Source organism: Anoxybacillus sp. ST4 (genome assembly GCF_019448545.1).
In the GTDB taxonomy this organism is placed as follows: domain Bacteria; phylum Bacillota; class Bacilli; order Bacillales; family Anoxybacillaceae; genus Anoxybacillus; species Anoxybacillus pushchinoensis.
The window spans coordinates 1-13,922 of sequence record NZ_JAHZOE010000039.1; the positions used below are offsets into that span (position 1 = coordinate 1).

Genomic DNA, 13,922 nt, shown 5'->3' on the forward strand with positions numbered 1-13,922 from the left:
GAGATTTCCCATCGCGTCAAGCGAGTAAGATCCCTTGAAGATGACAAGGTTGATAGGTCCGAGGTGGAAGCGTGGCGACACGTGCAGCTGACGGATACTAATCGATCGAGGACTTAACTAAGCACACGGGAAAAGCTGAGAACGTTAGTTCGAAGCTAGACAGCAAGAAAAGCTGAGACCTGTTATCTAGTTTTGAAGGAATTATCCTTCACGCCTTATGCGGCGAAAAGAAGCATGTTTGCTCGGTGACGATAGCGGAGAGGTCACACCCGTTCCCATCCCGAACACGGAAGTTAAGCTCTCCAGCGCCGATGGTAGTTGGCGGGACACCGCCTGCGAGAGTAGGACGTTGCCGGGCATTTTTATATTTATTTCAATAGGTTCAACGTTTATTTGTATCGTATCATCGCGGGGTGGAGCACGAACGAATAGGCACCTATGAGTTTACATCAGCATACCGCTCGAGCCGCTTCTTGAGTGTGCTATCTGAGAGCGGGATGGCCAAGTTTCATTTATGTGTCTTGTTTAATTGAATTGTACGACGATTTAAACACTTGTTTGTATCGTATCATCGCGGGGTGGAGCAGCCAGGTAGCTCGTCGGGCTCATAACCCGAAGGTCGCAGGTTCAAATCCTGCCCCCGCAACCAATGAATGAAACGAAAGCGAAACGATATTAGTTTCGTGTTTTTTTATGCCTTTTTTGCTTTATGCTTTATTTTCGTGTACACTTATATGTGTATCATTTCCTTAGGAGAGCGATCCTAAGGTCTTTTTTGTATGTTGATTTTATTCAATTAGGGGAATGAGCGATGAAAACATATGAATATGTATCATATCATCCTGAAGATACGGTCGCATTAGCGACGAAACTCGCCCAATATATTCAACCAAAAGACGTAATCACGTTAGAGGGCGATTTAGGAGCAGGAAAAACGACATTTACAAAAGGGCTAGCAAAAGGTTTAGGAATCAACCGTAATGTGAGCAGCCCGACTTTTACCATTATCAAACAATATGAAGGACGTATACCTTTGTATCATATGGACGTATACCGTCTAGAGGAAAGCGAAGAAGATTTAGGATTTGATGAATATTTTTTTGGTGATGGTGTAACGGTTGTGGAATGGGCACATATCATTGAACCATATTTGCCAGCTGAGCGTTTACATATTACGATTCACCATGCCGATGGAGGAAGCAGGATTATTCGCTTCTCTCCGATCGGCCAACGTTATGAACAGTTATGTAAGGAGATTTTTAGCGATGAAAGTGTTAGCGATTGATACATCAACGTTTGTTATGGGGATTGCTGTCGTTGACGGCCAAGTTGTTAAAGGAGAAATCATTACAAATTTGAAAAAAAATCATTCTATACGAGTGATGCCTGCAATTGAGTCGCTTCTTCAAGAGTGTGATATGAGTCCGAAAGAAATCGAGCGTATCGTTGTTGCAAAAGGTCCTGGGTCATATACAGGTGTTCGCATTGGCGTAACGATTGCCAAAACACTCGCATGGACATTGGGCATTTCGCTCATCGGCGTATCAAGCTTGGAGGCGATGGCAGCAAGTGCAAAGTATTTTCAAGGGCTCATTGTTCCATTAATGGATGCTCGGCGAGGACAAATTTATACAGGCCTTTATAAAGCGGAAGGAGGCAACATTCAATCCATTGTGGCTGATCAAGTCATTTTAGCGACAGATTGGGCAAATGAATTAAAGGCTTATGATGAGCCTATTTTGTTAGTTGGAAATGATAGCTCTTTGCACGAAGCTTCATTCATTCAAACGCTCAATCGTGCTGTTCAAGTGGCTTCGTTCACACTCCATAATCCGCGTCCGAGTGAGTTAGCATGGTTAGGCATGCATCGTGAGCCAGAGGACATTCATACATTCGTACCAAACTATATTCGTTTAGCAGAGGCAGAAGCGAATTGGCTTGCTCGTCAGCAAGAAAGGACGGAATGTTAAGTGGACGTTTCCTTCCGTTTCATGACGCTTCAAGATCTTGATCGCATTATAGAAATTGAGCAACTTTCATTTACGCTCCCGTGGAGTCGCTCTTCTTTTTATCAAGAGTTGACAAACAACCCGTATGCTCGTTACATTGTGCTGGAGTATGATGGACAAGTAATTGGCTATTGTGGCATGTGGTTGGTTATGGATGAAGCGCATATTACAAACATTGCAGTGTTGCCTCAATTTCGTGGTAAAAAACTAGGAGAAGCACTGATGAGACAAGCGATGGCGTTAGCAAGGGAAGAAGGGGCGAAAACGATGACATTAGAAGTGCGGGTGTCGAATGTAGTTGCACAATCATTATATCGGAAACTCGGTTTTTTAAATGGAGGAATTCGGAAACGATACTATTCGGATAACCAAGAAGATGCTTTAGTAATGTGGGTGAAATTATGAGTGAAAAAGATATATTTGTACTTGGGATTGAAACGAGCTGTGATGAAACAGCTGCAGCCATTGTGAAAAACGGATGTGAAATAATAGCGAACGTTGTCGCATCGCAAATGGAAAGTCATCAACGGTTTGGAGGCGTCGTTCCTGAAATTGCATCGCGCCATCATGTTGAACAAATTACGCTCGTGTTAGAAGAAACGATGAGGCGAGCAAATATGGATGTGAATGAACTTGATGCCATTGCAGTGACAGAAGGGCCGGGGCTAGTTGGCGCGCTATTGATCGGTGTAAATGCGGCAAAAGCATTAGCTTTTGCACATCGCATCCCCCTTGTTGGCGTGCATCATATCGCGGGTCATATTTATGCCAATCGACTTGTGCAAGAAATGAAGTTTCCGTTGTTAGCGCTTGTTGTTTCAGGGGGGCATACGGAGCTTGTTTATATGAAAGAGCATGGGATGTTTGAAGTGATTGGGGAGACGCGCGACGATGCTGCAGGGGAAGCATATGACAAAGTTGCTCGAGCGTTGCAGTTACCTTATCCAGGAGGTCCCCATATCGATCGTTTGGCGAAAGAAGGAAAGCCAATCATCGATTTGCCACGCGCATGGTTAGAAGAAGGATCGTACGATTTTAGTTTTAGTGGATTAAAATCAGCAGTAATTAATACATTGCATAACGCTAAGCAACGAGGGGAAACGCTTCGCCCTGAAGATATGGCAGCAAGCTTTCAAGCGAGTGTTGTGGAAGTATTGGTGGAAAAAACGATGCAAGCTGCTGCGCACTATGGGGTGAAACAAATATTGTTAGCCGGCGGTGTCGCTGCAAACGAAGGATTGCGTACGCAATTGCGAGAACAAATGAAGCGACTTCCAGAAGTTGAACTCGTTATTCCACCGTTATCGCTTTGCACAGATAATGCAGCGATGATTGCAGCAGCTGGGACAGTATTATTTCAACAAGGAAAGCGCGCTACTATGGCGTTAAATGCGAACCCAAGTTTACTGTTATAGAAGGAGGGTGTCCCAAAAGTGAAGGGGCACTCCTTTTTTATAGTCGTATAAATTTCTTCCAAGAAAAACCGAGCTTTTTTTGTGGATTATTTTATCCACATATATGTGAATAATGTGGAAAACGTTGATTTTATGTTATTTTATAATAACGAGTTAACCACAGCGATGTATGTGAATTTTTCAGTTTTTTTGTGGATAATGTGGAAAAGTGCGTGAATAACTTATATTTAGATGTTTTTTCTGTGGATATGTTTGTGTAAAAAGATGAGCTAGTCCACAAATGGAGCTAGCTCATCATTATTGTTGTAAAAGTTCCCATTGTTCGAATAATTCATCGAATTTTTGTTTCAGTTGTTCAATTTTCGCTTGTGTATCTCGGGCTTTTTCATAGTCGTTGTAGCAGGAAGGATCATATAATTGTTGTTCATACGTTGCAATTTGTTGCTCGAGTTGTTCCATTTCTATTTCTAGCTGCTCTATTTTTCGTTTTCGTTGTCTCTCTAATTTTTTTCGTTCTTTTTCTTCTTCATATGAGCGTTTTAGTGACGATGATTCGTCCGTTGTCGTCTCTTGAGCGATTTGTCCAAGTTCGAGTAGCTCTGCTTTTTTCGCCACGTAATAATCGTAGTCTCCTAAATATTCAACAAGACCATCTGTGGATAACTCGTATATTTTTGTTGCGATTTTGTTAATAAAATAACGGTCGTGAGAAACAAAGATAATTGTTCCTGGGTATTCAATAAGCGCTTGTTCTAGCACTTCTTTGCTGTCTAAATCTAAATGGTTTGTCGGTTCGTCTAACACTAATACGTTGGCTTTTTTCATCATTAGTTTGGCGAGAGCGAGCCGGGCTTTTTCACCGCCACTTAATGTTTGCACTGGCTTCAATACATCGTCACCAGAAAATAAAAAGTTTCCGAGAATCGTGCGAATTTCTTTTTCCGTCTTTAATCGATCTTCATCCCATAGTTCATCGATGACACGTTTGTTCGATGTTAATTGAGCTTGTTCTTGATCGTAATACCCAATTTGTACATTTGTTCCGTAGCGTAGTTCCCCATGTTTTACAGGGAGTTGCTTAATGATCGTTTTTAAAAGAGTCGATTTTCCAATTCCATTTGGCCCAATAAGTGCGATGCTATCACCGCGAGTGACACGAAATGAGAGGTTTGTTGCGATGATTTGATCATAACCAATGGCTAAATTGGTAGCTGTTAATACGTCATTTCCGCTTGGGCGTTCAATTTCGAAGCGAAACGATGCCGATTTTTCATCACCGAGCGGTTTTTCAATGATATTCATTTTTTCTAGTTGTTTTCTTCTGCTTTGAGCTCGCTTTGTTGTCGATGCACGGGCAATATTTCGTTGAATAAAATCTTTTAATTTTGAAATTTCTTCTTGTTGTTTTTCGTACAGTTTCAATTGTTGTTCAAATTGTTCCGCCCGTTGTTGTAAATAACTTGTATAGTTTCCAACGTATTTTTTTATTTTTGTGCGTGATAATTCATACACTTGTGTCACGATTTGGTCAAGAAAATAGCGATCGTGTGAGACGATAAGAATGGCCCCATCATAATTTTTTAAATATTGTTCAAGCCATTGCAATGTTTCCATATCTAAATGGTTTGTTGGTTCGTCTAAAATCAACAAATCTGGTTTAGCTAGAAGCAGTTTGCCGAGCGCTAGCCGCGTTCGCTGTCCACCGCTTAACGTGGATACTTTTGTTGTGTAGTCATACTGAGAAAAGCGGAGACCATGAAGCACAGAACGAATATCGGCTTCATATTGATAGCCACCTTTTTCTTTAAATTCCGTTTGTAAACGGTCGTAATGCTCAAGTAAGCGCTCATAGTCGGCACCGTGCAAGCTCATTTGTTGTTCTAGGTCACGTAATTGTTTTTCCATTTGTTGAAGGGGGGCAAACACATCAAGCATTTCTTCCCAAATAGAGCGATGGGCGTGCAAACCGGTATATTGGTCTAAGTAACCAATTGTTACGTGCTTCGGTTTTATCACTTCCCCCGTGTCATATGACAATTGGCCGGCAATGATTTTTAATAATGTTGATTTTCCTGCACCATTTCTTCCAACTAACGCAATACGGTCTTTTTCTTGTATTTCAAGCTTAATGTCTGATAAAACTTGTTCTGCCCCGTATGATTTGGATAGTTGATTTACTTGTAAAATGATCATCATTCTTCACCTCAATCTTCTTTTGATAGTGTAACGTACTTTCTTGATGTTCGGCAACACTAGTGTGCGAATAACAAATTTGACAAAAATAATAATAAAGGTTACAAAGGAAAGACAGAATGAAAAAAATAGTGTATAGTTTAAAAGTGGGGAGAACTTTTCAGACGTATAGGAGAGAAAAATGAAAGCGCTAACTATTTGTGAAAGGAAATGTGGGGGATTGACTCGTGAATAATGAACAACCAAAAATTCCGCAGGCGACCGCAAAGCGACTACCGTTGTATTATCGTTTTTTGAAAAACTTGCATGCATCAGGAAAGCAGCGTGTATCTTCAGCGGAGTTAAGTGAAGCCGTAAAAGTCGATTCAGCAACGATTCGCCGTGATTTTTCATACTTTGGTGCGCTTGGAAAAAAGGGATACGGTTATAATGTGAATTATTTACTGTCGTTTTTCAGAAAAACGTTGGATCAAGATGAAACGACAGAAGTAGCGTTATTTGGGGTTGGTAATTTAGGAACGGCATTTTTGAACTACAATTTTAGTAAAAATAATAATACGAAAATCGTGATGGCGTTTGATGTCGATCCAGATAAAGTCGGAACGGAAGTAGGGGGCGTTCCCGTTTATCATTTAGATGAATTGGAAGAAAAACTAGGTGGGATTACGGTAGCGATTTTAACCGTTCCAGCCCAAGTTGCCCAACCGATTACCGATCGACTTGTCCAAAAAGGCATTAAAGGAATTTTAAACTTTACGCCTGCTCGCCTGCATGTGCCTGAACACATTCGCGTTCATCATATTGATTTAGCGGTCGAATTGCAGTCACTTGTTTACTTTTTGAAACATTACGGAAATGAGTAAACCTCCCGTTCATGAGCGGGAGGTTTTTTTCAATAAAGAACGAATAGCTGTTCCAAAATCTAATGTAGCAATAAGGATAAATAACATCGTTGTGACGTCCCAAATGCCATCATCAGCGCTGTCGACAGCAAAATAAGTGAATAAAATGCCCATCAAAAAGTAAAATAACGGCTCAGACTTCATGAAAACAGCCCCCAAATCACGAATTGCATTTGTTCTGCTTCCTTCATTATTTTTTCAATTTCTTCAGCAAATAACGTTTGAATGGCAACGACAAATGTGTTCATCAGTACATGTGCTGCAATAGGTACGAGGATACGCTTTGTTTTGACATATAAGAAAGCAAATACGAATCCCATCGTTGCATAAAGAAGCAAATGTTCAAACTCTAAATGAACGACAGCAAATAAAAGGGAACTGACAGCCGCTGATAAGAAAAAGTTATATTTTTGATACAGCGTTCCAAAAATAATTTTTCGAAAAATGATTTCTTCTAAAATCGGTCCGACGATCGAAGTGACGAGCATAAGCGCTGGTGTTAGCTTTACCATTTCAACGATGCGCTTCGTATTTTCGGACCCCATCTCGACGCCAAATACGTGCATCTCAATATTTGCTGCGATGCCTTGAGCGAAAAGAGCAAGAAAAAATCCCCCAATTCCCCAAAAAATTGACGTTCCGATAGATGCTTGATGGCGATCATATGAGTATCTCATATCTTCTCTCATGAAATAAAGAACGAAAAGAAAAGCGATCGAGAAGCTAATGACAGCCCAATAACCCGAGGCAATGGATAGGGCGATTTCTTTATTTGATGTGTCAACAAACCCGCTATGTGCAAGCAAAGGAACGCCAATTAAACTAGATAACTGCATGGCGATGTATGTAATAATGACATACCAATATTGCTTTTTCACGTGTTCAACCCCTTTTGGCAAAATGAGTACTTTTTCATTTTACCATATTTTTTGTATGAAATTCGAAAGGAAAGGCATAATGAAAGAGGGAATTATTTAATGAAAAATTTTTAACTTCCTACTTGCAAAATTGAAAAAAGTTCATTAATATAATAAGTGTGTTAGCACTCAATGATGATGAGTGCTAATAACGGAACGAAAATCTAATTAAGGAGGTCGTTTGCCGTGTTGAAGCCACTAGGTGATCGTATTGCCATTGAATTAATTCAAACTGAAGAAAAAACAGCGAGCGGAATTGTCTTACCAGACACAGCGAAGGAAAAACCACAAGAAGGAAAAGTTGTGGCAGTTGGTTCAGGTCGCATTCTTGATAATGGTGAGCGCGTAGCTCCAGAAGTAAGCGTTGGTGACCGCATCATCTTCTCAAAATATGCGGGCACAGAAGTAAAATATGATGGAAAAGAGTACTTAATCTTGCGTGAAAGCGACATTTTAGCTGTGATTGGTTAATCGTTCGCCTGATAACATATAAAGCATACAAAAATACTTAACAAAAAATTATCATCAAGGGGGTAAGATGTATGGCAAAAGAAATTAAATTCAGCGAAGAAGCTCGTCGTGCGATGTTACGCGGTGTAGATAAATTAGCCGATGCAGTAAAAGTAACATTAGGTCCAAAAGGTCGTAACGTTGTATTAGAGAAAAAGTTCGGTTCTCCATTAATTACAAATGACGGTGTAACAATTGCAAAAGAAATCGAGTTAGAAGATCCGTTTGAAAATATGGGTGCAAAGCTTGTTGCGGAAGTAGCAAGCAAAACAAATGATGTTGCTGGTGACGGTACAACAACAGCGACTGTATTAGCGCAAGCGATGATTCGTGAAGGATTGAAAAACGTAACAGCTGGTGCGAACCCAATGGGTATTCGCAAAGGTATTGAAAAAGCTGTTGCGGTTGCGGTAGAAGAATTAAAAGCGATCTCTAAACCAATTGAAGGAAAAGACTCCATTGCTCAAGTTGCAGCAATTTCTGCGGCTGACGAAGAAGTTGGTCAATTAATCGCAGAAGCAATGGAACGCGTCGGTAAAGACGGTGTGATTACATTAGAAGAGTCTAAAGGCTTCACGACAGAATTAGATGTTGTGGAAGGTATGCAATTTGACCGTGGCTATGTATCTCCATACATGATTACAGACTCTGACAAAATGGAAGCTGTATTAGACAACCCATACATCTTAATTACAGATAAAAAAGTTTCAAGCATTCAAGAACTTCTTCCTGTATTAGAGCAAGTTGTTCAACAAGGCAAACCATTATTAATCATTGCTGAAGATGTAGAAGGCGAAGCGCTTGCGACATTAGTCGTAAACAAACTTCGTGGCACATTCACAGCTGTTGCAGTAAAAGCGCCTGGCTTCGGTGACCGTCGTAAAGCGATGCTTCAAGATATCGCGATTTTAACAGGCGGTGAAGTCATTACAGAAGAGTTAGGCCGTGAGTTAAAATCGACAACGATTGCTTCACTCGGTCGTGCAACGAAAGTCGTTGTGACAAAAGAACATACAACGATCGTTGGTGGCGCTGGCCGTGCGGAAGACATTCAAGCACGCATCAACCAAATCCGTGCTCAATTAGAGGAAACAACTTCTGAGTTTGACCGTGAAAAGTTACAAGAGCGCTTAGCGAAATTAGCTGGTGGCGTTGCGGTTATTAAAGTTGGTGCGGCAACTGAAACTGAACTAAAAGAGCGTAAATTACGTATCGAAGACGCATTGAACGCAACACGTGCGGCGGTAGAAGAAGGTATCGTTGCCGGCGGTGGTACAGCGTTAATGAACGTCTACAGCAAAGTTGCAGCGATCGAAGCAGAAGGTGACGAAGCAACTGGTGTGAAAATCGTCCTTCGTGCTATCGAAGAGCCTGTTCGCCAAATCGCTCAAAACGCTGGTTTAGAAGGCTCTGTTATCGTTGAACGTTTAAAAACAGAAAAAGCTGGTGTTGGTTTCAACGCAGCAACTGGCGAGTGGGTTGATATGATTGAAGCTGGTATCGTTGACCCAACAAAAGTAACTCGTTCTGCGCTTCAAAACGCAGCATCTGTTGCGGCTATGTTCTTAACAACAGAAGCGGTTGTTGCTGATAAACCAGAAGAAAACAAAAACACACCTGGCATGCCTGACATGGGCGGCATGATGTAATAAGACGACTACCCCACTTTCGATGGGGTAGTTTTTTCCTTTAATTCATTTAAAAAACAAAGAATAGAACCAACCGCTTGAATCCATGCGCCTGCGATGCTGATCGACTGCCCTTCTTCCTTATTTCCTCGCTCCTCATATATTCCGCCGATCGCTTGTAGGGCGTTGCCAATTGATTGAAGTACATTTCCAATGGGGCTTAATGGAGATGATTGTTCACTTCCCCAATCATCTGCGAATGAAAGGAGTCCGCCTAACGATTGTAACCAGTTTCCTGTAATCTCTAGACGCTTTCCTTCTTTGCTTAATAGGGCAGCGACAACTGTCACATTCCCAATGGATTGAATGCCATTTCCATATGTACCTAGTACATTGGATGTTTTATCGTCTGCTTCTAAGGCATTTCCGATGGCTTGCAGTACGTTTCCCCACAAATCAAGAGCGAACTGTTTTTTCTCACTTAAAGAAGGAATGCTTCCAACAGCTGATGTGACCGTGCCTAAAGCTTGGGTAAATGAACCAAACAGAGTTCTCATTTGAGGATCCATACTCATTCTCCTACGTTCATTTTGCTCGTATATCATATGCAAGTCATTTTGTTCGGTTAATTGTTAGAAAATTTAATAAAAAAGACGATATCTTGACCGATGAGGAACGAAGTTGGTAGAATGGACTAAAATTTAAGATGCGCACCTTCGTATATCCTCGATAATATGGTTCGAGAGTCTCTACCGGGACACCGTAAATGACCCGACTACGAAGGCAGTGTTCTATATTGCTAGAATTCTGCCTTCGTTTTTTTATGCGGGGTATGAATGCTAGCTTTTTTATTATATGTAGATGGGGTGATTTCGTTTGAGTCAGCAGGAAATGATCGTCGTTTTAGATTTCGGGAGTCAGTACAATCAGTTAATTACGCGCCGCATTCGTGAGTTTGGTGTGTACAGCGAGCTGCATCCACATACGATTACGGCCGAGCAAATTCAACAAATGAATGTAAAAGGAATTGTCTTTTCGGGTGGACCAAATAGCGTGTATGATGAACAATCGTTTACGTGCGATCCAGCGCTTTTTCAGTTAGGTATTCCGATTTTAGGTATTTGTTATGGTATGCAGCTGATGACACACCATTTAGGCGGAAAAGTAGAAAAAGCGACGCATCGAGAATACGGAAAGGCAACGATTACGGTGCAGCGTCCGTCGCAATTGTTTAGTGATTTACCGACGGAGCAAATTGTTTGGATGAGTCATGGAGATTTAGTGACGAAAACGCCGGAAGGGTTTACTGTTGATGCGACAAGCCCATCTTGCCCTATCGCTGCGATGAGCGATGAAACGAGAAAGTTTTATGCTGTTCAGTTTCATCCTGAAGTACGTCATTCCGTATATGGTAATGAGTTGTTGAAGCGATTCGTATTTGAAATTTGTGAATGCAAAGGCGACTGGACGATGGGAAGTTTTATTGATCACGAAGTTCGTAAAATTCGCGAACTCGTCGGCGATAAAAAAGTGCTTTGCGCCTTAAGTGGCGGTGTGGATTCATCGGTGGCGGCAGTTCTCGTCCATCGGGCAATCGGTGATCAGTTGACATGTATTTTTGTTGACCACGGTTTGCTTCGTAAAGGAGAAGCGGAAAGTGTGATGAAAACGTTCCGCGAAGGCTTTCATATGAATGTCATTAAAGTAGATGCAAAGGAACGATTTTTAAATAAATTAAAAGGTGTAAGTGACCCGGAGCAAAAACGAAAAATTATCGGAAATGAATTTATTTACGTTTTTGATGATGAAGCAGCAAAGCTAGATGGCATCGAATTTTTAGTACAAGGTACGTTGTATACTGATATTATTGAAAGCGGTACAGCAACAGCCCAAACGATTAAATCTCATCACAATGTCGGTGGTTTACCAGAAGATATGAAGTTTAAATTAATCGAGCCATTGAATACGCTCTTTAAAGATGAAGTGCGAGCGCTCGGTACAGAATTAGGTATTCCGGATGAAATTGTATGGCGTCAACCTTTTCCAGGACCTGGACTTGGTATTCGCGTACTAGGGGAAGTGACAGAAGAGAAGTTAGAGATTGTTCGTGAATCAGACGCCATTTTACGTGAAGAAATTAAAAAAGCAGGGCTTGATCGTGAAATTTGGCAGTACTTCACGGTTCTACCTGACATTCGTAGCGTCGGTGTAATGGGTGATGCGCGCACGTATGATTATACGGTCGGTATTCGTGCAGTCACTTCGATTGACGGTATGACAGCGGATTGGGCGCGCATTCCTTGGGATGTTCTTGAAGTAATTTCTACACGTATTGTCAACGAAGTGCCTCATGTCAATCGTGTCGTGTATGATATTACAAGCAAGCCGCCGGCAACTATTGAGTGGGAGTAAAAAACGAACAAAAAAAATATTTACGTAAAAAATGTTCGTTTTTAATATTGACTTTATCGGAGTCGATTGTTAGAATGTATGTGTAAAATAAATAGAGGATACATCGTATAATCTCGAGAATATGGCTCGGGAGTCTCTACCAAGCTACCGTAAATAGCTTGACTACGATGGGTAATGTGGGGGAGAGGAATCTGCTTGGTTCCTCTCTATGTTCGTGCATTATGCATCATAGTCAACGCTTCTGGTAGTTTGCTAGAAGCGTTTTTCTTTTTATTACAACATATGGAGGGACTAAAAGTGATCAAAAAGTATTTCCAATTTGATGAGCTTGGCACAAACTATAAGAGGGAAATTATTGCCGGTTTAACGACATTTTTATCTATGGCGTACATTTTATTTGTCAATCCTTCGATTTTATCATTAAGTGCAGTGCCAGATTTGCCAAATGAAATGAGAATGGATCAAGGGGCGGTATTTACAGCAACGGCCATTGCGGCGGCGGTCGGATCGCTATTAATGGGATTGATTGCGCGTTATCCTATTGCGCTCGCACCGGGAATGGGATTAAATGCTTTCTTTGCTTTTACTGTTGTATTGACGATGGGCATTCCTTGGCAGACCGCGTTATCTGGCGTTTTAATGTCTGGACTTATTTTTATTGTACTTACGTTAAGTGGTATTCGTGAAAAGATTATTAACTCCATTCCCCAAGATTTAAAATATGCGGTTGGGGCAGGAATTGGACTATTTATTACGTTTATCGGATTCCAAAACGCAGGTATTATTGTTAATAACGATGCCGTTCTTGTTGGTTTAGGGGATTTGACAGATGGTAATACACTGTTAGCTATTTTTGGTGTTATTATTACGGTTATTTTAATGGTTCGTGGTATAAATGGTGGTATTTTTATTGGAATGGTCATTACAGCTGTTATTGGGATGTTTTCGGGATTAATCGATGTACCAACGAAGGTAATCGGTTCTGTACCGAGTTTATCCCCTACATTTGGAGTAGCGTTTGAGCATTTTGGAGAAATTTTTAATATAAAAATGCTAGCGGTTGTGTTGACGTTTTTATTCGTCGATTTCTTTGATACAGCAGGAACGTTAGTCGCTGTGGCGAATCAAGCAGGTTTATTAAAAGAAAATAAATTGCCACGGGCAGGAAAAGCGCTTTTTGCAGATTCTTGTGCAACGGTGGTCGGGGCAATTTTAGGTACGTCAACTACTACATCGTACATTGAGTCATCAGCTGGAGTAGCAGCAGGTGGGCGTACAGGTTTTGCTTCTGTTGTAACAGCCATTTTATTTTTGCTTGCCTTGTTCTTTTCACCATTACTATCTGTTGTAACAGCACCTGTTACAGCGCCAGCATTAATTATTGTCGGTGTGCTTATGGTATCATCGCTCGGAAAGATCGAATGGACTCGGTTTGAAATTGCCGTTCCTTCCTTTTTGACATTAATTGCAATGCCTTTAACATACAGTATCGCAACAGGAATTGCGATCGGATTTATTTTCTATCCAATTACAATGATTGCAAAAGGTAGAGCGAAAGAAATTCACCCAATTATGTACGGATTATTTATTGTTTTCATTTTATATTTCGCATTTTTAGTGGAATAAATATTTAGGGGCTCGGGCGTACCCGAGTCCCTATTTTTTTTTAAAAAACAGTTGACTGTGAAATAAACTTTTGATAGTATACTTATTGCTGATTGAAACAAGTAGCTTTTCGAAATGATAAAAAAGTGTTGACAAAGAGGATGTAAAATGTTATATTAAAAAGGTCGCTTCAAAAAGCGGCACTGATGTTCCTTGAAAACTGAACGAAGCGAAAAGCGTACAGAAGCTAAGGATAACTTTTCTATGGAGAGTTTGATCCTGGCTCAGGACGAACGCTGGCGGCGTGCCTAATACATGCAAGTCGAGCGGA

Annotated in this window: 13 protein-coding genes, 1 tRNA gene, 3 rRNA genes and 2 riboswitches; of the genes, 13 read left to right on the forward strand and 4 right to left on the reverse strand. The window is 40.9% G+C overall.

What is annotated here, in order from left to right; all coding sequences use genetic code 11:
* The 7 genes from K1I44_RS14025 to tsaD form a co-directional block, all read left to right on the forward strand.
* Nucleotides 1-121, forward strand: a 23S ribosomal RNA gene (locus K1I44_RS14025); the annotation flags it as partial.
* Nucleotides 122-241: 120 nt separating this feature from the next.
* Nucleotides 242-358: ribosomal RNA gene (gene rrf, locus K1I44_RS14030) — 5S ribosomal RNA — on the forward strand.
* Between the two features lie 214 nt (nt 359-572).
* Nucleotides 573-649 (forward strand) — tRNA-Met (locus K1I44_RS14035).
* Nucleotides 650-811: 162 nt separating this feature from the next.
* Nucleotides 812-1,285 carry a tRNA (adenosine(37)-N6)-threonylcarbamoyltransferase complex ATPase subunit type 1 TsaE gene (gene tsaE / locus K1I44_RS14040; protein WP_219986526.1) on the forward strand — a complete coding sequence of 158 codons (474 nt, stop codon included), beginning with the start codon at nt 812-814 and terminating at the stop codon, nt 1,283-1,285.
* Nucleotides 1,266-1,970, forward strand: a complete 705-nt coding sequence (gene tsaB / locus K1I44_RS14045; RefSeq protein ID WP_219986527.1) for a tRNA (adenosine(37)-N6)-threonylcarbamoyltransferase complex dimerization subunit type 1 TsaB — start codon at nt 1,266-1,268, stop codon at nt 1,968-1,970. Before tsaE ends, tsaB begins: the two co-directional genes overlap by 20 nt.
* Nucleotides 1,971-2,414, forward strand: coding sequence for a ribosomal protein S18-alanine N-acetyltransferase (gene rimI / locus K1I44_RS14050; protein WP_004577723.1), 444 nt, complete (start codon nt 1,971-1,973; stop codon nt 2,412-2,414). It abuts the gene before it with no gap.
* Nucleotides 2,411-3,424 carry a tRNA (adenosine(37)-N6)-threonylcarbamoyltransferase complex transferase subunit TsaD gene (gene tsaD / locus K1I44_RS14055; protein ID WP_219986528.1) on the forward strand — a complete coding sequence of 338 codons (1,014 nt, stop codon included), beginning with the start codon at nt 2,411-2,413 and terminating at the stop codon, nt 3,422-3,424. The genes rimI and tsaD overlap by 4 nt, the downstream gene beginning before the upstream one ends.
* 297 nt (nt 3,425-3,721) lie before the next feature.
* On the opposite strand, the gene K1I44_RS14060 is transcribed toward tsaD, so the two are convergent.
* Nucleotides 3,722-5,617 carry an ABC-F family ATP-binding cassette domain-containing protein gene (locus K1I44_RS14060; RefSeq protein ID WP_219986533.1) on the reverse strand — a complete coding sequence of 632 codons (1,896 nt, stop codon included), beginning with the start codon at nt 5,615-5,617 and terminating at the stop codon, nt 3,722-3,724.
* Nucleotides 5,618-5,844: 227 nt separating this feature from the next.
* Between K1I44_RS14060 and K1I44_RS14065 the strand changes: the two genes are divergently transcribed.
* Nucleotides 5,845-6,480, forward strand: coding sequence for a redox-sensing transcriptional repressor Rex (locus K1I44_RS14065; RefSeq protein ID WP_009362635.1), 636 nt, complete (start codon nt 5,845-5,847; stop codon nt 6,478-6,480).
* Nucleotides 6,481-6,489: 9 nt separating this feature from the next.
* On the opposite strand, the gene K1I44_RS14070 is transcribed toward K1I44_RS14065, so the two are convergent.
* Together K1I44_RS14070 and K1I44_RS14075 are read right to left on the reverse strand one after the other, a co-directional pair.
* Complete coding sequence (locus K1I44_RS14070) at nt 6,490-6,663, reverse strand: YdiK family protein (protein WP_009362636.1); 174 nt, start codon at nt 6,661-6,663, stop codon at nt 6,490-6,492.
* On the reverse strand, nt 6,660-7,397 hold the full coding sequence (locus K1I44_RS14075; protein ID WP_219986529.1) for a CPBP family intramembrane glutamic endopeptidase: 738 nt from the start codon (nt 7,395-7,397) through the stop codon (nt 6,660-6,662). Before K1I44_RS14075 ends, K1I44_RS14070 begins: the two co-directional genes overlap by 4 nt.
* A 225-nt stretch (nt 7,398-7,622) precedes the next feature.
* Between K1I44_RS14075 and groES the strand changes: the two genes are divergently transcribed.
* Both groES and groL read left to right on the forward strand, forming a co-directional pair.
* Entirely contained in the window at nt 7,623-7,907 is a 285-nt protein-coding gene (gene groES, locus K1I44_RS14080) for a co-chaperone GroES (protein WP_219986530.1), read from the forward strand.
* 71 nt (nt 7,908-7,978) lie between these two features.
* Nucleotides 7,979-9,595, forward strand: a complete 1,617-nt coding sequence (gene groL / locus K1I44_RS14085; protein WP_219986531.1) for a chaperonin GroEL — start codon at nt 7,979-7,981, stop codon at nt 9,593-9,595.
* 8 nt (nt 9,596-9,603) lie between these two features.
* Here groL and K1I44_RS14090 read toward each other — a convergent pair whose 3' ends face one another.
* The gene (locus K1I44_RS14090; protein ID WP_219986532.1) at nt 9,604-10,143 is read right to left on the reverse strand and encodes a DUF6944 family repetitive protein; all 540 of its coding nucleotides are present in this window, start codon (nt 10,141-10,143) and stop codon (nt 9,604-9,606) included.
* A gap of 127 nt (nt 10,144-10,270) precedes the next feature.
* Nucleotides 10,271-10,372: riboswitch (purine riboswitch) on the forward strand.
* A gap of 93 nt (nt 10,373-10,465) precedes the next feature.
* Here K1I44_RS14090 and guaA point away from each other — a divergent pair.
* The 3 genes from guaA to K1I44_RS14105 form a co-directional block, all read left to right on the forward strand.
* Nucleotides 10,466-11,986, forward strand: coding sequence for a glutamine-hydrolyzing GMP synthase (gene guaA, locus K1I44_RS14095; protein ID WP_219986534.1), 1,521 nt, complete (start codon nt 10,466-10,468; stop codon nt 11,984-11,986).
* An 83-nt stretch (nt 11,987-12,069) separates the two neighbouring features.
* Nucleotides 12,070-12,171, forward strand: a riboswitch (purine riboswitch).
* 115 nt (nt 12,172-12,286) lie between these two features.
* On the forward strand, nt 12,287-13,612 hold the full coding sequence (locus K1I44_RS14100) for an NCS2 family permease (RefSeq protein WP_219986535.1): 1,326 nt from the start codon (nt 12,287-12,289) through the stop codon (nt 13,610-13,612).
* Nucleotides 13,613-13,852: 240 nt separating this feature from the next.
* A 16S ribosomal RNA gene (locus tag K1I44_RS14105) occupies nt 13,853-13,922 on the forward strand; the annotation flags it as partial.

Bases quoted from the DNA above. Each gene is read 5' to 3' on its own strand.
- tsaE (WP_219986526.1), top strand. From the start codon at position 812: ATGAAAACATATGAATATGTATCATATCATCCTGAAGATACGGTCGCA.
- tsaB (WP_219986527.1), top strand. From the start codon at position 1,266: ATGAAAGTGTTAGCGATTGATACATCAACGTTTGTTATGGGGATTGCT.
- tsaD (WP_219986528.1), top strand. From the start codon at position 2,411: ATGAGTGAAAAAGATATATTTGTACTTGGGATTGAAACGAGCTGTGAT.
- K1I44_RS14060 (WP_219986533.1), bottom strand. From the start codon at position 5,617: ATGATCATTTTACAAGTAAATCAACTATCCAAATCATACGGGGCAGAA.
- K1I44_RS14070 (WP_009362636.1), bottom strand. From the start codon at position 6,663: ATGAAGTCTGAGCCGTTATTTTACTTTTTGATGGGCATTTTATTCACT.
- groL (WP_219986531.1), top strand. From the start codon at position 7,979: ATGGCAAAAGAAATTAAATTCAGCGAAGAAGCTCGTCGTGCGATGTTA.
- K1I44_RS14090 (WP_219986532.1), bottom strand. From the start codon at position 10,143: ATGGATCCTCAAATGAGAACTCTGTTTGGTTCATTTACCCAAGCTTTA.
- guaA (WP_219986534.1), top strand. From the start codon at position 10,466: ATGATCGTCGTTTTAGATTTCGGGAGTCAGTACAATCAGTTAATTACG.